Genomic DNA, 21,008 nt, shown 5'->3' with positions numbered 1-21,008 from the left:
CAACCATACCATTTCCGGGGGGGCTGGCTCAAGGTACGCAAGGAAATCGATTGCGGAACGACAGGGACAACAAGGCGGGTAAAACAGGAAAATCAGGGAGAAAAGCAAAGAATGCGCCCTTAACCCGGCGGTTAAGGGCGCATAAGCCGGGAATTAGGCCGACAACAACTTATTCATACGACGGATAAACTGGTTTGGATCTTCCAGCGTGCCGCGTTCAGCCAGCAGCGCCTGATCCATCAGCAGATCGATCCATTCGGCAAATTGTTCGTTATCACCCACATCGGATGCGCGTTTGACCAACGCATGCTCCGGATTTAACTCGAAAATGTATTTCACTTCCGGCGCTTCCTGGCCCGCAGCGGCAAACAGTTTTGCCATCTGGGTGCTCATTTCATCGGCACCGGTGGTGACAATGGCCGGCGTATCGGTCAGGCGGTGCGTCAAACGCACGTCCTTCACGCGATCGCCCAGCAGCGTCTTCACACGGTCGACAAACGGCTCCAGCTGCTTCTCGGCGGCTTTCTGCTCTTCGGTTTCATCCGCCAGCTTGTCCAGCGCTTCGTCCGCCTTGCTGACCGACTGGAATGGCTTGCCGTCGAATTCGGTCAGGTAGCTCATCATCCATTCGTCGATGCGATCGGAAAGCAGCAGCACTTCGATGCCTTTCTTGCGGAACAGCTCCAGGTGCGGGCTGCTCTTGGCGGCGGCATAGCTGTCGGCAGTGATGTAATAAATTTTATCCTGCCCTTCCGCCATGCGCCCGACGTACTCTTCCAGCGAGACGGTTTGCGCCGAGCTGTCGCCCTGGGTAGAAGCGAAGCGCAGCAGCTTGGCGATGGCTTCTTTGTTGCCGCCGTCTTCCGCCGGGCCTTCTTTCAGCACCAGGCCGAACTGCTGCCAGAACTTCTGGTAGCCTTCAGCATCGTCTTTGGCCAGTTTTTCCAGCATCTGCAGTACGCGCTTGGTCAGCGCGCCGCGCAGGTTTTGCGTCACGCGGCTGTCTTGCAGAATTTCACGCGAAACATTCAGCGGCAGATCGTTGGAATCTATCAGGCCACGCACGAAGCGCAGGTAGTTCGGCATGAACTGCTCGGCGTCGTCCATGATAAACACGCGCTGCACGTACAGCTTCAGGCCGTGTTTATGATCGCGGTTCCACATGTCCCACGGAGCCTGCGCCGGGATATACAGCAGGCTGGTGTATTCCTGCTTGCCTTCTACCCGGTTGTGGCTCCAGCTCAGCGGATCGGTAAAGTCGTGAGCGATGTGCTTGTAGAACTCTTTGTATTCTTCGTCGGTGACGTCCGCCTTGCTGCGGGTCCACAGGGCCTGCGCCTTGTTGATTTTTTCCCAGGTGACGGTGCCGTCTTCTTCGTTTTTGCTTTCAATTTCAACCGGCAGCGCGATGTGATCGGAGTATTTGCCAATCACCGAGCGCAGACGCCAGGCATCGAGGTATTCATCTTCGCCTTCGCGCAGATGCAAGGTGATCTCGGTGCCGCGATCTTCTTTGGTGTCATCGGCAATAGTGTAATCGCCTTCGCCGGCAGATTCCCAGAACACGCCCTGATCCGCCGCTGCGCCGGCGGCACGGGTGCGCACGGTGACTTTATCCGCCACGATGAACGCCGAATAGAAACCGACGCCGAACTGGCCGATCAACTGGCTGTCTTTGGCTTGGTCGGAACCGATAGATTCCAGGAATGATTTAGTACCAGATTTGGCGATGGTGCCGAGGTTCTCGATCACTTCATCGCGGCTCATGCCGATGCCGTTATCGGCGATGGTCAGCGTGCGCTGATCTTTATCGAAGGATAGGCGCACACGCAGCTCGCCGTCGCCTTCATACAACTCAGGCGCAGACAGCGCGCGGAAGCGCAGCTTGTCGGCGGCGTCTGAGGCGTTGGAGATCAGCTCGCGCAGGAAAATTTCTTTATTGGAGTACAGCGAATGAATCATCAAATGAAGCAGTTGTTTTACTTCAGACTGGAAACCGCGGGTTTCTTGACCTTTCATACTCAGATTACCTCAAAGACAGTGGCTACCAAAATCGGACAATGAGGAGTAAATGGGGACAAGCGCGTTGTTTTTCAAGCGGCTGGCGGGAAATTTTTGCAGGGGAATAACGGGGCCGCATGGGCCCCGTCTGGGAAAACATCAAAACTTGATGACGTTGCGGCCGGCCAGCGAATGCGACAGCGTGGTGCCGTCGACCATCTCCAACTCGCCGCCCACCGGCACGCCGTGGGCAATGCGGCTGGCGACCACGCCATACTGGCCGCACATCTCGGCGATGTAGTTGGCGGTTGCGTCGCCTTCCACCGTCGGGTTAGTGGCAAGGATCACTTCGGTAATGCTTTCCTTTTCCAGCCGTTGCTCCAACCGATCCAGACCGATATCGCCGGGCCCGATGCCATCCATCGGCGACAGGTGGCCCATCAGCACAAAGTAGCGCCCGGCGAACTGACCGGTCTGCTCGATGGCATGAATATCGGCCGGGCTTTCCACCACGCAGATCTGGCCGTTTTGCAGACGGCGTGGATTGGCGCAAATGGTGCAGATATCCTGCTCGGTGAAAGTGCGGCAATCGGCACAGTGGCCAATTTCCGACATGGCTCGGGTCAGCGCCTGCGCCAAGCGCATTCCGCCGCTGCGATCGCGCTGCAGCAGTTGGAACGCCATGCGCTGGGCTGACTTCGGGCCAACGCCCGGCAGGCAGCGCAACGCCTCCATTAATGTTTCAAGGAGCGGGCTGGTTTGCATCAGAACGGCATCTTAAAGCCAGGTGGCAATTGCATGCCGCTGGAAACAGACGCCATCTTCTCTTTCTGGGTTTCGTCGATGCGGCGCGCGGCGTCGTTAAACGCAGCGGCGATCAGGTCTTCCAGCATCTCTTTATCGTCTTCCATCAGGCTTTGATCGATCTCCACGCGACGGCAGTTGTGCGCGCCGTTAATGGTGACTTTCACCAGGCCTGCACCAGATTCGCCAGTCACTTCCAATTTGGCGACTTCTTCCTGCATCTGTTGCATTTTTTCTTGCATTTGCTGGGCTTGCTTCATCAGGTTGCCCAGACCGCCTTTACCAAACATAGTCGTCTCTCGTCGCTAGGGCCGCGCACTTTGCGCAGCGTTTAAAGGGGGCGAATACTCTCTTCATCCAGATCCGCGTCGAAGAACCGGCGCAGCGTCTGGATATTGGTATCCGCAACGATGGACTGGCGCGCCTGCGCCAGTTTTTCTTCATAAATGGCTTGCCGCCACTCCAGCGGAGTCCGCTCCGCCGGATTATCGTCTTCCACCACGGTCAACTCAACCGGGCTGCCGTACAACTCGCTGAGCGCGTCAGTCAGCACCTTCTGCGCCGAAGGCGAGTTCAGATGGCGCTGCGAAGACCGCAGGCGGAGACAAATTTTGCCTGGTTCCAGCTGTTGTTTCACGGCGTTCAACGCCAGTTGCTGCACCAGTTTCGGGATTTTCAGCTTATCGATCTCTGCCGCCCAGGGATCACGCTCAAGCGACTCGACCACCAGCTTGGCCGACAGCTCGGGCGTTTTCTCATGCTCAAGTGCGGTGCGTAACGCTTTCGGCGTCGCCAGCGGTTCCGGCTCCGCTTCCGGCTCGGTCAGCGCCCGCCAACGGTAGGCTTCCGGTTTGGCCGGTTTTTCCTGCACCTGTTTTTCCGCCAGGCGCTGCTGGCTACGCTCAGTCACTGAAGCCAAACGCTCCAGTGCTGAGTTTGCCGGCCGCGCTTTTCCTGGCGCCGCCGGCTCATTCTTTTTTGGTGTGGATGCTCCCTGCCGCAGCAGTTGGGTGCGCGCTTTTAATAACTGCGCGGTGGCATCCGGTAGATTCGCCGGTGGATTGTTCTGCGGTGCGGCCTGCCCTAACGGCGGTGGCGCATCCTGAAACTGTGGCGGCTGGGCAGAGGGGGCCCGCGGCTGCGCCATCTGCGCAGGGGCAATTTGCACCGGCGCCACCGGCTCCGGGATCACCGCTTTCGGGTGAAACGCCAACGCACGCAGCAGGGTCATCTCAACCCCCATGCGGCGATCCGGCGCAAAAGCCAGCTCTTTGCGCCCTACCAGCAGCGTTTGGTAATAAAGCTGTACGTCAGTCGGCGGCAAGGTACGCGCCAGTTCACGCAGCCTTTGTTCAATAGCGGCGTAATGATTATCCAGTACCGACGGCAGCAATTGCACCATCGCAATGCGGTGCAACAGCGCCAGCGTCTCGATCAGCAAATTCTCCCAATCTACGCCGCGAGAAGCCGCCTGCGCGACCTGCGCCATGACCTTTTCGCCGTCTGCGCTAACCAGCGCCTCAAGGATGGCCAACGGCTGTTCGTCGTCCAGCGTGCCCAGCATCTGACTGACGGTGGCGGTCGTCACCTGACCTTGCCCCATGGCAATCGCCTGGTCGGTCAGGCTGAGCGCGTCGCGCATACTGCCGTCGGCGGCGCGCGCCAACAGTTGCAACGCACGTTGATCGCTGGTGATGTTCTCCGCCTGCAACACCATTTCCAGTTGGTTGCGGATCTGATCGACATCCAGTGCTTTGAGATGGAATTGCAGGCAGCGTGACAGAATGGTCACCGGCAGCTTTTGCGGATCGGTGGTCGCCAGCAGGAACTTCACGTGCGAAGGCGGCTCTTCCAGCGTTTTCAACAGCGCATTGAAGCTGTGACGCGAGAGCATGTGCACTTCGTCAATCAGGTAAACTTTGAAACGGCCGCGGGCGGGCGCGTATTGGACGTTATCCAGCAGATCGCGGGTGTCTTCCACCTTGGTTCTGGACGCGGCGTCGATCTCGATCAGATCGACAAAACGCCCCTGCTCAATCTCGCGGCAGTTATCGCATTGGCCGCACGGGGTCGCGGTGATGCCGGTTTCACAGTTCAGGCCTTTGGCCAGCAGGCGCGCAATGGTGGTTTTACCCACGCCGCGCGTGCCTGAAAACAGATAGGCGTGATGAATCCGCCCCAGCGAGAGGCCGTTGGCCAGCGCCGTCAGGACGTGTTCTTGTCCGACAACATCTGCAAACGTTTGAGGGCGCCACTTACGGGCAAGAACCTGATAGCTCATTAATACCGGAGAAGTCGAGGAATCTAGAGGGTCATGCTAACACAGCCCCGCGGCGATCCGCGAGGCCGTTGTGGCATTGGGACAATGCAGAATCAGTGGCCTGCGAAGCAGACCAGGCTGTAGCATTCGATGCCCTGCTTATTTAAACGTGCTTCACCGCCGAGCTCCGGCAGATTGATGATGAAAGCGGCGTCTTTAACTTCCCCGCCCAGACGGCGGATCAGTTTCGCGGTGGCCTCAATGGTACCGCCGGTCGCCAGCAGATCGTCAACCACCAGCACTTTATCGCCGGCCACGATGGCGTCGGTGTGGATTTCCAATTGATCGGTGCCGTATTCCAGCTCATAGCTCTCGCTGAGGGTCGCACGCGGCAGCTTGCCCGGCTTGCGTACCGGCACAAAACCCACGCCCAACGCCAACGCCACCGGAGCGCCAAACAGGAAACCGCGCGCTTCGGTGCCCACCACTTTGGTCACTCCCGCATCGCGGTAGCGCTCAACCAGCAATTCAATGCTGGCCGCGTAAGCCAGCGGGTTTTCCAGCAGGCTGGTGACGTCACGGAACAGTATGCCCGGCTTCGGGTAATCCGGAATGGTTTTGATACTGTCTTTAATAAACTGAAGCTGCTGCGCAGTAGCGGTCATAATTGTTGCCTGATAAAACTACCTGAAGACTTGCGCGCAAACTGGGTCACCCAGCCCGTTATAAAGAAGGAATGGGAAGCAACTCGCGCACGAAAACGCCCAAATCTATGCAAACTGGCGGACAAATGCAACCATCCCCGTCATCTTTCAAGTTACAGCGTTGTTATCCGCACTCGCCCATCGCCAGTGACTTGCCTGAGTAAGCCTCTGGGGATGAGCGAGCGGATCGCCTGGCTGCGTTTATAGAGGGATACGCAAATGCCGCGAGCGCATGAATGTGCAGGAGCGGCCGACTTGAAAGCCCCAGTGCATAATAAGACAGGATCAGCGCTGTTTTTGTTGCGGCAGATCAACAACCGGCAGACGCAGCATAAAGGTCAGCAGAATAGCCAGCATCAGCAACAACACCCCGCGCACCCACCAGAGTTTAACCAGCCACAGCGAAACCGCAAACGTCAGCACAATCACCGCTACCGCCTTCCCTTTGGCCCCTGGCGGCAACGCACGATGCTGCTGCCAATGGCGCAGATAAGGGCCGAACCAGGAACGATACAGCAGCCAATGGTGAAAGCGCGGCGATGAGCGGGCAAAACACCAGGCGGCCAGCAGCAGAAATGGCGTGGTCGGCAGCAGCGGCAGCACCACGCCCAGCGTCGCCAGCACCACCGCCAACCAACCGAGGATAATCAATAACCAACGCGTCATGCGAGCCCTTGTCCGCTAGTCTGTCTGGCGTTACTTTATCACCGTCATCCCCTGCGCCACCAGCCGCAATGGCCGGAATATGCGCGCCGCGCTTGTTTCACGGCGGGATCGCGGGCAAGCTGAGCCCTGTGAAATTTGAATGGAGCCAACGTGAGCACTCACCGTCTATTACAGGTGTTAGAACAGCAGATCGCGGCCTTGGCCGCCGAGGTGACGCCGCGTGGCGACGCCCCTATCCCTCAGGCGCGCTTTGACGCCGCGCTGTTTTCCAATCGCGGTACCCGGCTGCGTGATTATCTGGCAGAAGTGCAAAGGAACTTCGCCCAGTTGCAGACGGCAGCCAACGACAGCCGCATCAGCCAGGTCGCCTTTCTGGCAGAGAAGCTGGTGGCCCAGATCACCGCTCTGCAGCGCGAACTGGCGACACAGGCGTTGCGCCGTAAAAATCAGCCGAAAGAAGTGGTGGCGGTCGATTTGTATCACAAGCTGGCCGAGCATCAGGATTATGAACGCCGGTTAATGTCGATGATTCAGGATCGGGAAAGCCTGCTGGGCAGGCAGACCACATTCGCAGCGCAGCAAAAATTGCAGCACGAATTGGCGGCATTGGAAGGCAGGTTGGTGCGTTGCCGACAGGCGCTGGCGCGTATTGAGCGCAGCATCGAGCGTAAAGAAAACGGTTTTTGAAGATTTATCACAATACTTTAATGATTATTCCCTGCCGCGCGCCTTGTTCACTATACTCAGCCGAAGCGACACCTTATTCATTCACCTACTAAACAAAAATGTTGGTTTTATGTCTCTAGATAATGCCTCACCAGAATTGCAGCTGGCGGTAGATCTGATTTACCTGCTGGAATGTAACGAGATCGATCCAGCCATCGCGCTGGCGGCGCTGGATATTGTCAAACGGGACTATCAGGAAAAACTGCAACGCAACGGCGTCACCACGCCCTACCTGCCCGCCGGGCAGTAAAAAGGGTTCAGCCTTGAATTGAACTGAACCCTCGCTTTCATCCCATTATCCAGCCGACGGGCTGCCCCCATCCTGCGACAGCGTCCGTTTCACTTCCTGTACCTCGTTACCCTGCTGGTTGTGCAAATACACCTCCAGCTGGTTGAAGGCGATATTAATGTCGTTCTCCCGGCACAGGCGATCGATCGAGCGGTTCAGCTCATCGACGGTATAGCTGCGGTCACGCAATTCACGAACATAAAGACGCAATTCGTGATCCAGCGTGCTGGCGCCGAAGTTAAGGAAGAAAACCTGCGGTTCCGGATCGGTCATCACCCGCGGGTTATCATGCGCAGCCTGCAACAGCACCGCTTTCACCTTGTCCAGATCGGAACCGTACGCCACCCCAACCTTGATCAACACCCGGGTAATGGTGTCTGACAGCGACCAGTTGATCAGCCGCTCGGTAACGAACGCCTTGTTCGGGATGATCACCTCTTTACGATCGAAATCGGTAATGGTGGTGGCTCGAATGCGGATTTTGCTGACCGAGCCGGAGAAGGTGCCGATAGTAATGGTGTCGCCGATGCGGATCGGCCGCTCGAACAGAATGATCAGGCCAGAAACAAAGTTGGCGAAAATCTCCTGCAGGCCGAAGCCCAGACCGACGGTCAACCCGGCGGCCAGCCATTGCAGCTTGTCCCAGGAGACGCCCAGCGATCCGAGCGCGGTAACGGCGCCCACGGTGGTGATCAGGTAGGTCAGTATGGTGGTGATGGCGTAAGACGCCCCTTGCCGCAGTTGCAGCCGTGACAGCACCACCACCTCCAGCAGACCGGGCAGGTTGCGCGTCATGACATAGGCGACGATCACCGCCGCGATGGCCACCATCATGTTGCCCAGCGTCACCGCCTGCGGCACGCTGCCGCCGGCAACGGTGGTGGTGTAATGCCACAGCGTGATGCTGTCCAGATACGAAATCACCGTCACCAGATCTGACCAAATGCCGTAGAAGGCGCAGGCAAAGATGATGAACAGCGCCATGGTGGTCAGGCGCAGCGACTGCTGGTTGATCTGATCCAGCGCCAAAGGCGCCTCCTCGACAGGTTCCCCGCCTTCTGCCCCCTCTTTCGCCAGGCTCTGGCGACGCGCCAGCGCGCGGCGGTAAGCCAAGCGACGAGCCGCAACGCTCAGGCCGCGAATGGCGGTCAGATAAACGATGTTCCACAGGAAGAACAGATACAGGCTGTCGATCCAGCGGCCGGCCAGACGCAACGTGGTGTAGAAATAACCGGCGAACATCAGGCCGAGCAGGATTAGCGGCGTGACGGCAATGGCGGTGATGACCACCAGTTGCACCGCGTGCGAACCTTTCTCGCGCCAGCCGTCGCGGCACAGCGGAAACACCAGTACGGCAAGCAGCGCCAGCGTCAGCATCACCACCACCTGGCCGATAACATCCTCCACCAGCCGCAGCGGCGCTTTCTCGCCCAGCACCGACCAGAAGATCAGCGGCAGCAGCGCCAACCCCAGGCGCAGGGTCTGCCGGCGGTAGTGCGCGCACAGTCCGGTGGAAAAGTTGAAGTGGCGCTCGGTAACGCCGCCTGGCGCCAGCGTACGGTAGGTAAAGCCGAAAATCAGCCAGAACAGCGCCAGCTGTTGCGACAATGCCCACAGAAAATCGCTGAGGCCGATTTCCGCGCGGTAACACCAGAAACCGGCACCAAGCAGCAGCGCCGAGCCGGGCAGCACTTTCAGCAAGGTCAGCATAATGGCCTTCGGCGTGTGCAGTTGGCTGTCGCGTTTTAGCTGCCCGACATCATTAGCCAGCTTTTGCAGGTGCGTATCGATCAGCTTGTAGCGCCAGCGCAGCAGGGCTATCAGAATCAGCATCGGGATGAGGAACACCAACGCATTCAACCCGCCCTGCAGCATTTTGCCGGTGTCCAGTTTGAAATCGAGTGCGGCAATTTGATCTTTGACCGCGCCCGGCAAGGCTTTCAACCACGCCAGATCGATCGGTTTGTTGCTGTTAACCCAGAATATCTGCTGGGTCAGCGTATCTTGCAACGAGCTGTAAACGCTGGTCAGTTGCTGCTGGTTAATCTGCAAGCTGATCGACTGCGCAAGCTGGTTGCTGAGCTGCTTATTCAACTGATCCAACAGCTCACGACGCATATCGACGATTTCGTTCAGCGCATCGAGCACGTCCGCACTGGCTTTCTCTTTGCTGTCGACAAGCAGCTTATTGATGTAGTCGTCGCCCTTGAACAGGTCGTCGCGCTGCTGGTTGATATCAAACTGCTCCAGGCGCAAATCGGCGATTCGCGTGCCCATATCCGCCACCAGCGTGCCCTGCGGCAAATTTTGCTGTTGCTGATACAAAATGCGCGACAACACCAGGCTGCCTTTCAGCACCTGGATCTGCTCCTTCAGGTTACGCTCCGACTGCAGGCCGCGATCGAGCCAGTTCTTTACCCGGATATTCTGTTGAAACAGTATGTTGCTCTCTTCCGTAGCGGCAATCAGCCGCTGGCTGAGTTGGCGATTGACGTCCAGCTCTTTACTGACCAGCTTATCCTGTTGGATGTCCGTGGCGTCTTCCGGATTCTGCGCCTCTTTGGCGGTTTTTTCAGACAGCGTCAGGCGTTTGCTGTTAACCACTTCTTGCAGCAACTGCACCGATCGGTCCAACGCGTCGATGTGTCCGGTGGTGTAATCGCGCTGTTTCTGCAGCAGGTCCTGCAAGGTGGTGTTGGCTTCCAGGCTCCTGCGCTGCAGATCAATCTGCGCATTTAGCAACACCTGCTCCGTTGCCAACATCACCTGCTGGCTGTCGCGCAGCGAGTTTTGGCCCGGCGTCTGATCGTTGAGCTGGTTACGGATCTCCTGCAGACGCTGTGACGCGGTATACATGCTGCTTTGCACCCGTTCCGGCTGGGTCTGCAGCGAAACCAGTTGGCTGTTATAGGCGGAGAGGTTTTCCTGCGCGGTTTGCAGTTCGTCCAGCGTCTGGTAAAGGCGGGTTTCCAGTTGGCGCAGGGAGAGCGGCAGCAGATCGGCTCTGGCGGCCGCGCTATCCACAGGGACTTTCAGCGCATCCAGATCTTCGGTCACCTGGCGTAGCTTGCCCGGCGCCAACTGCAACTGCTGTTTAAGCTCGGCGCCATCCTGTTTGACGCGTTCGATGGCGTCCAGCAGTTCGAGCGTGCGGGTCAGATCCTGCTGGGTGAGCTTATTGACCGGCGTCAGCGTCTTCTGCTTATTCAGCGCATCAAGCTGGTTTTGAATTTCACTGCGCGACGGCGCATCGCCGTTCAACGCCGCATGGGCAACAGGCTGGCAGACCGCACAAACGGCGATCAATAAAAACAGAGCGAGGGCGCGGGAAACGTCCACACCGAAGAACGAGGGTAACGCCAGAAAAGAACGCTTAGCTAACCTGCGATGCATGATTTAACTTCGAATCAATAATGAAGCCGAAAGATTATCACGATCGCAGATAGCCAACGAATAAGAAAAACGTTGCTGGTGATGTACAGATATAGCGGGATCAGAACGTCAATACTTTCTCGGCGGCCAGCGTCCATTGCGCCAGTTCCACCAGCGTACCGATTTCCACCCCGTCAGCCAGCGGCAACCGGCTGACGCCACGCGCGTCGGCGCAGGTTTTACACAATTTTACCGGCACTTGCTGCGCGGTGAGGATCTCCAGCATCTGCTGCAAATGATAACCTTCGTGCGGCTGTTGCCCGGCGAGGCCGGCCACCACCGCGTCCGACATCAAAAACAGTTTCAGATTGAGATCGGCCTGCTGCTCTTTCAGCGCAATGCCCAGACGCAGGGCGTTAAACAGTGATTCCTGGCCATAGGCCGCGCCACTGGCGATCAACACAACGGATGACATGGTGCATCTCCTTTTAAGGATGACAGTCGGCACAGTGCGGCTCGGCCGCCTGCTCTTCCGGTTTGACCCTTAAGGTCGGGCAGAATTGGGTCATTTCGAGGAATGAATCGACCAGGGCTGCCGCTTCGGCTTTCAGATCAAAACTTTCCGGCATAAAAAGCCAGTTTTCCATCAGGCCGGTGATATAAGCCCGCAGGATAATCGCCGCCCGGCGGGTATTGAGATCGGCGGGAAGTTGGCCGTGGCGCATACTATTGCGCAGCACCGACTCGATGCGTTCGTAGCCTTCCAAACTAAGCACTTTACGCGCGTCCTGCAGCGGCATCATTTCACCGACAAATTCGCATTTGTGGAATACGATTTCCATCAGCGCTCGCCGGCGGCCGTCATCGACCGTCGCCGTCAGTATATAAATTAGTATTTCACGTAAAATACGCAGTGGATTATCAGGGTACTTTGCCTGATACTCTATTTCGAGATCGCCTATTTTCGACTCTGACAATTCCCAAACTTCGTTAAACAGGTCTACCTTATTCTTGAAGTGCCAATAAATAGCACCACGCGTAACACCGGCAGCGGTGGCAATATCTGTCAGTGACGTTGCAGAAACGCCACGTTCAGAAAATTCCTGCACCGCAGCATCAAGAATGTGCTGTCGAGTTTCTAGCGCCTGCTGTTTGGTTTTTCGTGCCATGGCGTTGTTTTTTCGGGGGAGTGTGATTTACATACATTCGCGTATGTATGTACCATAGCACGCACATATAATTAACGCAGCAATGGGTTTTAAAGCTTGTGATCCATTGATCATTTTGAAATCGGACACTTGAGGTTTTTCTATGAACAAAAACAGAGGGTTAACGCCTCTGGCGGCAGTTCTGATGCTTTCAGGCAGCTTAGTACTTACAGGATGTAACGATAAGGAAACCCAACAACAAGGCGCCCAACCACCGGCTCCCGAAGTGGGCGTAGTGACATTGAAGGCCGAGCCTCTCAACATTACTACCGATCTTCCTGGCCGCACTGCTGCGTATCGTATCGCCGAAGTTCGCCCTCAGGTTAGCGGCATCATCCTGAAGCGCAATTTTGTTGAAGGCAGTGACATCAAAGCAGGTTTTTCCCTGTATCAGATCGATCCCGCCACCTATCAGGCAACCTATGACAGCGCCAAAGGCGACCTGGCCAAATCTCAAGCCAGCGCTTCGATCGCGCGCGTAACGGTGAACCGCTACAAACCCTTGCTGGGCACCAACTACATCAGTAAGCAGGATTACGATACCGCAGTTTCCACGCTGCAGCAGGCAGAAGCCGCCGTGGTGGCCTCGAAAGCCGCAGTGGAAACCGCACGCATCAACCTGGCTTACACCAAAGTGACCTCGCCGATCTCCGGCCGCATCGGCAAATCCGCCGTGACCGAAGGCGCGCTGGTTTCCAACGGTCAAGCCACCGCGCTGTCTACCGTGCAACAGCTGGATCCGATGTACGTAGACGTGACTCAGTCAAGCAACGATTTCCTGCGTCTGAAGCAAGAACTGGCCAGCGGTGCGCTGAAACAGGAAAACGGCAAAGCCAAGGTGAAATTGCTGCTGGAAAACGGCACGGAATACGCCCAGGAAGGCACGCTGGAATTCTCTGACGTTACCGTTGATGAAACCACCGGTTCCATCACCATTCGCGCATTGTTCCCTAACCCGAACGATACGCTGTTGCCGGGGATGTTCGTTCGCGCCCGTCTGGACGAAGGCGTTCGCAGCGATGCATTGCTGGTACCGCAACAGGGCGTGACGCGTAACCCGCGCGGCGAAGCTACCGCCATGGTGGTGGGCGCCGACGATAAAGTCGAGTTGCGTACGCTGAAAGCGGATCAGGCTATCGGCGACAAATGGCTGGTTACCGACGGTTTGAAAGCCGGCGATCGCGTGATTGTCACCGGCCTGATGAAAGTTCGCCCGGGCGCTCAGGTAAAAGTGCAGGAAGTTGACACTCAGGCGCAAAAACAGCCGCAGTCTGAAGCGCAGAAGTCATAAAAAGGAGCCGGTAAGACATGGCTAAGTTCTTTATAGATCGCCCGATTTTCGCCTGGGTAATCGCCATCATCGTCATGTTGGCGGGGGTGCTTGCAATAATGAAACTGCCGATCGCGCAGTATCCCACTATTGCACCACCGGCGGTGAGTATTTCCGCCAACTATCCAGGCGCGGATGCAAAAACGGTGCAGGATACCGTGACCCAGATTATCGAACAGAACATGAACGGTATCGATAATCTGATGTACATGTCCTCCACCAGTGATTCCTCTGGTAGCGTCACCATTACGCTGACATTCAACTCCGGCACCGACCCTGACATCGCGCAGGTTCAGGTCCAGAACAAACTGTCGCTGGCTACGCCGCTGTTACCGCAAGAAGTGCAGCAGCAAGGCCTGAAAGTAGAAAAATCCAGCAGCAGCTTCCTGATGGTAGCCGGCTTCATTTCCGACGATCCGAACATGACTCAGGACGACATCGCGGACTATGTAGCCTCAAATATCAAGGATCCTATCAGCCGTTCACAAGGTGTGGGTGAAGTGCAACTGTTTGGTGCACAGTACGCCATGCGCATCTGGCTGGATCCGGGCAAGCTGAACAATTTCCAACTGACCACGACGGATGTGACGTCCGCCATCACCGAGCAGAACAACCAGATCGCCGCAGGGCAATTGGGTGGGATGCCACCGGTACCGGGCCAGCAGCTTAACGCCTCAATCATCGCGCAGACCCGTCTGACCTCTCCTGAAGAGTTCGGCAAAATTCTGCTTAAGGTGAATACGGACGGCTCGCAGGTTCGCCTGAAAGACGTAGCGCGTATTGAGCGTGGCGGCGAAAGCTATGCCGTAACCGCACGTTACAACGGCAAACCGGCGGCGGGTCTGGGTATCAAACTGGCTACCGGCGCCAACGCCCTGAATACCGCCAAAGCGGTAAAAGACGCATTAACCAAGATGCAGCCGTTCTTCCCTCAGGGGATGAAAGTGGTTTATCCGTACGACACCACCCCGTTCGTCAAGATTTCGATCAACGAAGTGGTGAAAACGCTGTTCGAAGCGATCGTGCTGGTATTCCTGGTCATGTATCTGTTCTTGCAGAACTTCCGCGCGACGCTGATCCCTACCATCGCGGTACCGGTCGTCTTGCTGGGCACCTTTGCGATACTGGCGGCCTTTGGCTTCTCGATAAACACCCTGACGATGTTCGGCATGGTGCTGGCGATAGGCTTGCTGGTGGATGACGCCATCGTGGTGGTGGAGAACGTCGAGCGCGTAATGTCCGAAGAGGGGCTGCCGCCGAAAGAAGCGACCAAGAAATCGATGGAGCAGATCCAGGGTGCGTTGGTCGGTATCGCCATGGTGCTGTCAGCGGTATTCGTACCTATGGCATTCTTCGGCGGTTCAACCGGTGCGATCTACCGTCAGTTCTCCATCACCATCGTTTCCGCGATGGCACTGTCGGTGCTGGTGGCGTTGATTCTGACGCCGGCGCTGTGCGCCACCCTGCTGAAACCGGTGCAGAAAGGCGACCACGGGGCTAAAACCGGCTTCTTCGGCTGGTTTAACCGCATGTTCGAAAAGAGCACCCACCACTATACCGACAGCGTAGCCAGTATCCTGCGCAGCACCGGTCGCTATCTGGTGATCTACCTGCTAATCGTCGTCGGCATGGGCCTGCTGTTCCTGCGCCTGCCGTCCTCGTTCCTGCCGGAAGAAGACCAGGGCATCTTGCTGACCATGGTGCAGTTGCCTGCGGGCGCCACCGAGGCTCGAACCTCGAAGGTGCTGCAAGAAGTCACCGACTACTTCATGACCAAAGAAAAAGACAACGTGGTGTCGGTATTTACCGTTGCGGGCTTCGGCTTTAACGGTAACGGCCAGAACAACGGTCTGTCGTTCGTCAGCCTGAAAGACTGGTCCGAGCGTAGCGGTGAGCAGAATAAAGTGCCGGCAATTGCAGGCCGCGCCATGGGCGCGTTCTCGCAAATTAAAGACGGCCTGGTATTCCCGTTCAACCTGCCTGCGATTATCGAACTGGGTACCGCTACCGGTTTTGACTTCCAGCTGATTGACCAGGGTGGCCTGGGGCATGAGAAACTGACCGAAGCGCGTAACCAGCTGTTGGGCATGGCGGCCCAGCATCCGGATCTGCTGGTCGGCATGCGTCCTAACGGCCTGGAAGATACGCCGCAGTTCAAACTGATTATCGATCAGGAAAAAGCCAAGGCGTTGGGTGTCAGCATCACCACCATCAACAGCACGCTGACCACCGCGTTGGGTGGCTCGTACGTGAACGACTTCATCGACCGCGGTCGTGTGAAGAAGGTTTACGTGCAGGCTGAAGCACCGTTCCGTATGTTGCCTGAGGACATCAACAAGTGGTTTGTCCGTGGCACCAGTGGCCAGATGGTTCCGTTCTCTGCATTCTCTTCAGCGAAATGGGAGTACGGCTCACCGCGTCTGGAACGTTATAACGGCCTGCCTTCCATGGAAATTCTGGGTCAGGCGGCACCGGGTAAAAGTACCGGTGAAGCAATGAACATGATGGAAGAGCTGTCCTCCAAGCTGCCGAGCGGCATCGGTTACGACTGGACCGGTATGTCCTACCAGGAACGTCTGTCCGGTAACCAGGCCCCTGCCCTGTACGCCATCTCGATTCTGGTGGTGTTCTTGTGCCTGGCTGCGCTGTATGAAAGCTGGTCGATTCCGTTCTCGGTCATGTTGGTTCTGCCTCTGGGGGTTATCGGCGCGTTGCTGGCGGCCACCATGCGCGGCTTGAACAACGACGTTTACTTCCAGGTGGGGCTGCTGACCACCATCGGCCTGTCGGCGAAGAACGCCATCTTGATAGTGGAATTCGCCAAAGACCTGATGGATAAAGAAGGTAAAGGCCTGATAGAAGCCACGCTGGAAGCGGTGCGCATGCGTTTGCGCCCGATTCTGATGACTTCACTGGCCTTCATCCTCGGGGTACTACCGCTGGTTATCAGCAGCGGTGCAGGCTCCGGCGCGCAGAACGCGGTAGGTACCGGCGTTATGGGCGGGATGATTACCGCTACCGTGCTGGCCATCTTCTTCGTTCCTGTCTTCTTCGTGGTGGTTCGCCGCCGCTTCAGCAAGAAGTCTGAAGATGTGGAACACAGCCATCCGGTTGAGCATCACTGATAACCCAGTGAGTGCTTACCGCTGAACACAAAGGCCGCTTATGCGGCCTTTTTCTTTGGCTTCATCCGCTTAATGCAAACCACTCTCATTAATTCGCCTGTCGCTGCATTTTGTACTTGATCCGCTCTGCCGTGCGGCGCATAATTATTGTTATAGTATAACATTACATGAGAGGGCGTCATGAAAGCAGGCATCCATCCAAACTACCGTACCGTGGTGTTCCACGATCTGAGTGCCAACACCTATTTTAAAGTGGGTTCGACCATTAATACCGATCGCACCATTGAACTCGATGGCGAAAACTGGCCGTACGTCACTATCGACGTCTCTTCCGCTTCGCATCCGTATTACACAGGCAAGCAGAAAGAGTTCTCCAAAGAAGGCAGCACCGCGCGCTTCCAGCAGCGTTTTGGCCGCTTCCTTGGCAGCAAATAAAAGGGAATCAACATGCAGGTTTTAAGTTCGTTGCGGTCGGCGAAGAAGCGCCATCCGGATTGCAAAGTCGTACGCCGCAATGGCCGTATCTATGTGATTTGTAAAAGCAACCCGCGCTTCAAAGCGGTGCAGGGACGCAAGAAAAAACGTTAACGTCTGAAGTGTCGTCTGTCGCAAAGCCCCGTTGCTGCTCAACGGGGCTTTTTTATGGAGAAAGGAAACTGAAACGCAACAGTGGCCCCGCCTTGCCGGCAGGGCCGCTACGGTTTATTTCATGCTGCCTAACAACGTATCGACGTTGTGCCGGAACGCCTCTACATAGGTCGCCGCCGGCCCTTGCGGTTTGGACAGCGCCTCTGGATACAGTTCACCGCCGGCTTTCGCACCGGTGGCGGTGGCAATCTGTTTCACCAGCCGCGGATCGGTTTGGTTTTCAATAAAGTAGGCATTAACCTTCTCCTGTTTGATCTGCTTAATCAAACCGGCCACGTCGCTGGCGCTGGCTTCGGCCTCGGTAGAGAAACCGACCGGGGCAAGGAAAGTGACGCCATATTCTTGGCCAAAATAACCGAAAGCATCATGACTGGTCAGCACCTTGCGTTTTTGCTGCGGTACCGCGGCAAACTGGGTTTTGGCCCAGAGATCCAATTTCTGCAACTGCTGGATATATTCTGAACCGCGCTGGCGGAAATAGTTGGCGTCCTGCGGATCGGCGGCAATCAGCGCATTCATCACGTTGGTTGCGTATTGCACTCCGTTCTTCATGCTGTTCCAGGCATGGGGATCGGTGACCTCCTTGCCATCCTCGCTCATCTGGCGGGTGTCGATCCCCTGCGATGCGGTAACCACCTGCCCTTTATACCCAGAGGCACCGACCAGACGATCAATCCAGCCCTCCAGCCCAAGCCCGCTGACGAACACCACATCGGCCTGCGACAGCACCTTGCTGTCTTTCGGCGAAGGTTCAAAGCTGTGCGGATCGCCGTCCGGCCCCACTAATGTAGTGACCCTGACGTGTTCTCCCCCCACCTGCTTCACGATATCGCCGAGGATCGAAAAGCTGGCGACGGCATCAACGGTTTTCGCCATCGCCAATGGGCTGGACAGCAGAGCAGCGACTGCCAGCGAAATAGGTAAACGTTTCATACTTTCTCCTTGAACTTGGCACTTCTCAACGGCGCGCGAGAGAATAAATTCCCCCACGCGTCCCAAACAAAATCGACCCAAAAAAGATCACGCTGGCGCTGAGCACAATCGCCGGGCCGGCGGGCAATGACGCGTAATAAGACCATTCGAGGCCAATCAGGCTTGAGAGCATGCCAATCCCCATCGCCACCGCCAACGTATGCGGCAGATTACGCGCCCAGAAACGCGCGCTGGCGGCAGGCAGCATCATCAACCCCACCGACATCAGCGTGCCGAGGATCTGGAACCCCGCCACCAGATTTATCACCACCAGAGCCAGAAACAGCCCATGTATCAGCGCCAGCCAGCGCGGCGCACTGACTCGCAAAAAGGTGGCGTCGAAAGATTCGATCACCAGGGCGCGATACAGCAGCGCCAGTGCCAACAGCGAAAAACTGGCTATTACACCCACCATCAAAATGGCGTTCGTATCTACCGCCAGAATCGAGCCGAACAGCACATGCAGCAGATCGACGCTTGAACCGCGCAGTGAGACCAGCGTCACCCCCAGCGCCAACGAACCCAGATAAAAACCGGCGAAACTGGCGTCTTCTTTCAGCGGCGTTCGGCGGCTGACCAACCCGGAGAGCATCGCCACCGCCAGTCCGGCGATAAACCCGCCGACACCCATCGCTACCAGCGACATGCCTGAAATCAAATAGCCTATCGCCGCCCCGGGCAGTACGGCGTGGGACAACGCATCGCCAACCAGACTCATGCGCCGCAGTAACAGAAACACCCCCAAGGGCGCTGCGCTGAGCGACAGCGCAAAACAGGCCACCAGCGCACGACGCATAAAACCGAATGAGGCAAAGGGATCGATGAGAGGATCAAGCAGCATCATGGCGCTACCGCCCTCAGGCACTGGGGCCGGCTGGCGACGTTCAGCGCCGGAATATGTTCCAGCACCCGATCGGCATCGCCCCAATGGCAACACTGTGGCGTTAACAGCAACGCCTGAGGAAAATGATTGGCCACCATCGACATATCGTGTAACACGGCAATCACCGTTCGCCCCTGTTGGTGCAGTTGTGCGATCACCTGCAGCAATAATTGGGTGGTGGCGCTGTCGATGCCGGTAAAAGGTTCATCCAATAAAATCAACGGTGCCTGCTGGACCAGCAAGCGAGCAAACAACACGCGTTGCAGCTGACCACCTGAAAGTTCGCCTACCGGGCTTCTCGCCATCGACGCCATGCCCACGGCATCCAGCGCCTCGACAATCTGCAACCCGGCGCGCTTGTTCAGCCCACGGAACATACCGCACTGCGGCCAGCTTCCCATGGCCACCAGATCGCTCACAAGGATCGGGAACTGACGATCCAGCTCAGCCTGCTGCGGCAGATATGCCATGCGCGGTAACTTGTTGCCGCTGAAAAGCAGGCTGCCGCTCTGCAAGGGTAAAAGCCCAGCCAAGGTTTTCAGCAACGTGGACTTGCCGGCACCGTTAACGCCAACCACCGCCGTCAAAGAACCGGCAGCGAAATGTCCGCTAAGAGGTGGAAACAACGGAGTGCCGCCGTAACCAACCACGGCCTGTTGCAGCGTAATCATGGCAGCAATACCGCCCAGCGAATGCCCAGCCACAACAGGGCCAACAATGCTGCCGCAATGCCGCAGCGTAATCCCGCCGATGCGGTGAACAAGGAATGCAGTGACGGCTCAGCGTCATGTTGATGGGGTGCGGATGTCAGTTTCATAGCCAAAGAGAAGAAAGATTGATTGTTATAGTATAACATCACATAACCATCGACACCTCAAGCGCTCCACCGGCGATTTATGTAACGGAACTTAACAAAGAAAGTTATGCTTGCACCGATAATTAGCAGATTAACGAATAACGGAGCTACTCCCTTTGAGATATACCGAATAACATCAGGGTTATTAAGCAGTAAACAACGTTGAGAAACTGTAAAAAAGCCCCCGATAAACGAAAAGTTTACCGACGAGGTGACGAAAAAGGAGTAAGATAAATAGATTGGATAGCGGTACGGCCAGACATTAAATGCATGTGACTCTTCGTTGCGACACAATGACGGAAGCACTTTCCGTTAAAAAACTAAAAAAAATGATTAACGATAAAATTTCAGAGTTGGTGCCGGCATTGACCAGCGGCCTGAGTTTTTATTCGGAAAGCGCACGTTACGCCGAGGGCTCATTAGAAATACTTGATATTCAAAATGTGAGCAGCAACCAGTATTCAATGAGTTATCGCTATAAATGGACAATTTTCAACGCCTGTCTGGATATCAGCGCCGAGGAATACATCAGCGACAGCGTGACTTTTAGCGTTGTCGAAACGGGATTAACCTTTGACATCATTGATAACTCCCGCCCCTCTACCGCAGATGAATTGTAAGTTTACGTAATAACAGCAGGCCAAATGCGAAAAAATGATTTATATTCATTATACGGAAAGTTTATTTTGTCACCGTTAAGCTGCCTCCGTCCATGATGTAAATCAGCTTACTCACAGAGTGTTATCAACACCGAAATTAAGACTTACGGAGGGGATGATATGGATGAGTATTCGCCTAAAAGGCACGATATTGCTCAGCTCAAATTCTTGTGCGAAAATTTGTATGATGAAGGTATCGCAACGCTGGGCGACAGCCACCACGGCTGGGTGAACGATCCAACGTCTTCCGTCAACCTCCAGCTTAACGAGTTGATTGAACATATTGCTTCGTTTGTGATGAGTTATAAAATTAAATACATGGACGAAAGTGATTTATCGGAGTTAGTCGAAGAGTATCTCGACGATACCTACACGCTGTTTAGCAGTTATGGTATTAATGATTCCGATTTGCGCCGCTGGCAAAAAACCAAAGCGCGATTATTCAGAATGTTCTCAGGAGAGGGCATCTGTACGACAATGAAAACTTAGGGGATAATTATCCCCA

At 56.1% G+C, this 21,008-nt stretch carries 21 protein-coding genes and 1 other annotated feature; of the genes, 8 read left to right on the top strand and 13 right to left on the bottom strand.

The window, feature by feature from the left end:
- Window positions 1–153: 153 nt before the first annotated feature.
- The 6 genes from htpG to ACTJJ1_RS14840 all read right to left on the bottom strand — a co-directional run bounded on the left by htpG (window position 154) and on the right by ACTJJ1_RS14840 (window position 6,435).
- Window positions 154–2,019 carry a molecular chaperone HtpG gene (htpG, locus tag ACTJJ1_RS14865; protein ID WP_004949383.1) on the bottom strand — a complete coding sequence of 622 codons (1,866 nt, stop codon included), beginning with the start codon at window positions 2,017–2,019 and terminating at the stop codon, window positions 154–156.
- Between the two features lie 141 nt (window positions 2,020–2,160).
- Entirely contained in the window at window positions 2,161–2,766 is a 606-nt protein-coding gene (recR, locus tag ACTJJ1_RS14860) for a recombination mediator RecR (protein WP_004949381.1), read from the bottom strand.
- Window positions 2,766–3,095, bottom strand: coding sequence for a YbaB/EbfC family nucleoid-associated protein (locus ACTJJ1_RS14855; protein ID WP_004949379.1), 330 nt, complete (start codon window positions 3,093–3,095; stop codon window positions 2,766–2,768). Before ACTJJ1_RS14855 ends, recR begins: the two co-directional genes overlap by 1 nt.
- Window positions 3,096–3,136: 41 nt before the next feature.
- On the bottom strand, window positions 3,137–5,086 hold the full coding sequence (gene dnaX, locus ACTJJ1_RS14850; RefSeq protein WP_440834257.1) for a DNA polymerase III subunit gamma/tau: 1,950 nt from the start codon (window positions 5,084–5,086) through the stop codon (window positions 3,137–3,139).
- Window positions 3,740–3,804 (bottom strand) — a sequence feature (DnaX frameshifting element). (Overlaps the previous gene by 65 nt.)
- Window positions 5,087–5,178: 92 nt before the next feature.
- Window positions 5,179–5,730 carry an adenine phosphoribosyltransferase gene (apt, locus tag ACTJJ1_RS14845; protein ID WP_004949374.1) on the bottom strand — a complete coding sequence of 184 codons (552 nt, stop codon included), beginning with the start codon at window positions 5,728–5,730 and terminating at the stop codon, window positions 5,179–5,181.
- A 324-nt stretch (window positions 5,731–6,054) separates the two neighbouring features.
- Window positions 6,055–6,435 (bottom strand): DUF454 family protein, encoded by a 381-nt coding sequence (locus tag ACTJJ1_RS14840; RefSeq protein WP_020438554.1) that lies wholly within the window; start codon window positions 6,433–6,435, stop codon window positions 6,055–6,057.
- A 150-nt stretch (window positions 6,436–6,585) separates the two neighbouring features.
- On the opposite strand from ACTJJ1_RS14840, the gene priC reads away from it, so the two are divergent.
- Together priC and rsmS are read left to right on the top strand one after the other, a co-directional pair.
- Window positions 6,586–7,122 (top strand): primosomal replication protein PriC, encoded by a 537-nt coding sequence (gene priC, locus ACTJJ1_RS14835; protein ID WP_004949371.1) that lies wholly within the window; start codon window positions 6,586–6,588, stop codon window positions 7,120–7,122.
- 109 nt (window positions 7,123–7,231) lie between these two features.
- A complete protein-coding gene (rsmS, locus tag ACTJJ1_RS14830) occupies window positions 7,232–7,411 on the top strand; it encodes a pleiotropic regulatory protein RsmS (protein WP_004949369.1) in 180 nt (59 codons plus the stop codon).
- A 45-nt stretch (window positions 7,412–7,456) separates the two neighbouring features.
- Here the strand turns inward: rsmS and mscK are convergent, their stop codons facing one another.
- The 3 genes from mscK to acrR form a co-directional block, all read right to left on the bottom strand.
- Window positions 7,457–10,843: a mechanosensitive channel MscK gene (mscK, locus tag ACTJJ1_RS14825; RefSeq protein WP_041416782.1), complete on the bottom strand. Its 3,387-nt coding sequence runs from the start codon at window positions 10,841–10,843 to the stop codon at window positions 7,457–7,459.
- A 100-nt stretch (window positions 10,844–10,943) separates the two neighbouring features.
- Complete coding sequence (locus tag ACTJJ1_RS14820; RefSeq protein WP_006323985.1) at window positions 10,944–11,297, bottom strand: DsrE/DsrF/TusD sulfur relay family protein; 354 nt, start codon at window positions 11,295–11,297, stop codon at window positions 10,944–10,946.
- Between the two features lie 13 nt (window positions 11,298–11,310).
- A complete protein-coding gene (gene acrR / locus ACTJJ1_RS14815; protein WP_006323984.1) occupies window positions 11,311–11,991 on the bottom strand; it encodes a multidrug efflux transporter transcriptional repressor AcrR in 681 nt (226 codons plus the stop codon).
- Window positions 11,992–12,133: 142 nt separating this feature from the next.
- On the opposite strand from acrR, the gene sdeX reads away from it, so the two are divergent.
- The 4 genes from sdeX (at window position 12,134) to ykgO (ending at window position 17,073) form a co-directional block, all read left to right on the top strand.
- On the top strand, window positions 12,134–13,321 hold the full coding sequence (gene sdeX / locus ACTJJ1_RS14810; RefSeq protein ID WP_006323983.1) for a multidrug efflux RND transporter periplasmic adaptor subunit SdeX: 1,188 nt from the start codon (window positions 12,134–12,136) through the stop codon (window positions 13,319–13,321).
- A 17-nt stretch (window positions 13,322–13,338) separates the two neighbouring features.
- Window positions 13,339–16,485, top strand: coding sequence for a multidrug efflux RND transporter permease subunit SdeY (gene sdeY / locus ACTJJ1_RS14805; RefSeq protein ID WP_004949357.1), 3,147 nt, complete (start codon window positions 13,339–13,341; stop codon window positions 16,483–16,485).
- A 180-nt stretch (window positions 16,486–16,665) separates the two neighbouring features.
- Window positions 16,666–16,920, top strand: coding sequence for a type B 50S ribosomal protein L31 (locus ACTJJ1_RS14800; RefSeq protein WP_004949355.1), 255 nt, complete (start codon window positions 16,666–16,668; stop codon window positions 16,918–16,920).
- Between the two features lie 12 nt (window positions 16,921–16,932).
- The gene (ykgO, locus tag ACTJJ1_RS14795) at window positions 16,933–17,073 is read left to right on the top strand and encodes a type B 50S ribosomal protein L36 (protein WP_004949353.1); all 141 of its coding nucleotides are present in this window, start codon (window positions 16,933–16,935) and stop codon (window positions 17,071–17,073) included.
- 114 nt (window positions 17,074–17,187) lie between these two features.
- Here the strand turns inward: ykgO and ACTJJ1_RS14790 are convergent, their stop codons facing one another.
- The 4 genes from ACTJJ1_RS14790 to ACTJJ1_RS14775 are packed head-to-tail and all read right to left on the bottom strand — an operon-like array spanning window position 17,188 to window position 19,844.
- Window positions 17,188–18,066, bottom strand: coding sequence for a metal ABC transporter substrate-binding protein (locus ACTJJ1_RS14790; RefSeq protein WP_004949352.1), 879 nt, complete (start codon window positions 18,064–18,066; stop codon window positions 17,188–17,190).
- A 25-nt stretch (window positions 18,067–18,091) separates the two neighbouring features.
- On the bottom strand, window positions 18,092–18,949 hold the full coding sequence (locus ACTJJ1_RS14785; protein ID WP_004949351.1) for a metal ABC transporter permease: 858 nt from the start codon (window positions 18,947–18,949) through the stop codon (window positions 18,092–18,094).
- Complete coding sequence (locus ACTJJ1_RS14780; protein WP_197928334.1) at window positions 18,946–19,659, bottom strand: metal ABC transporter ATP-binding protein; 714 nt, start codon at window positions 19,657–19,659, stop codon at window positions 18,946–18,948. Before ACTJJ1_RS14780 ends, ACTJJ1_RS14785 begins: the two co-directional genes overlap by 4 nt.
- Entirely contained in the window at window positions 19,656–19,844 is a 189-nt protein-coding gene (locus tag ACTJJ1_RS14775) for a hypothetical protein (protein WP_062869869.1), read from the bottom strand. Before ACTJJ1_RS14775 ends, ACTJJ1_RS14780 begins: the two co-directional genes overlap by 4 nt.
- Window positions 19,845–20,137: 293 nt before the next feature.
- On the opposite strand from ACTJJ1_RS14775, the gene ACTJJ1_RS14770 reads away from it, so the two are divergent.
- Together ACTJJ1_RS14770 and tomB are read left to right on the top strand one after the other, a co-directional pair.
- A complete protein-coding gene (locus ACTJJ1_RS14770) occupies window positions 20,138–20,464 on the top strand; it encodes a hypothetical protein (protein ID WP_006323972.1) in 327 nt (108 codons plus the stop codon).
- A 159-nt stretch (window positions 20,465–20,623) separates the two neighbouring features.
- Window positions 20,624–20,992 (top strand): Hha toxicity modulator TomB, encoded by a 369-nt coding sequence (tomB, locus tag ACTJJ1_RS14765; protein WP_004949348.1) that lies wholly within the window; start codon window positions 20,624–20,626, stop codon window positions 20,990–20,992.
- Window positions 20,993–21,008 lie beyond the last annotated feature (16 nt).

Origin of the sequence: Serratia sp. 22264 (genome assembly GCF_052045345.1) — a bacterium.
GTDB classification, from domain to species: Bacteria; Pseudomonadota; Gammaproteobacteria; order Enterobacterales; family Enterobacteriaceae; genus Serratia; species Serratia plymuthica.
This window is presented reverse-complemented; position numbering and strand designations above follow the sequence as displayed.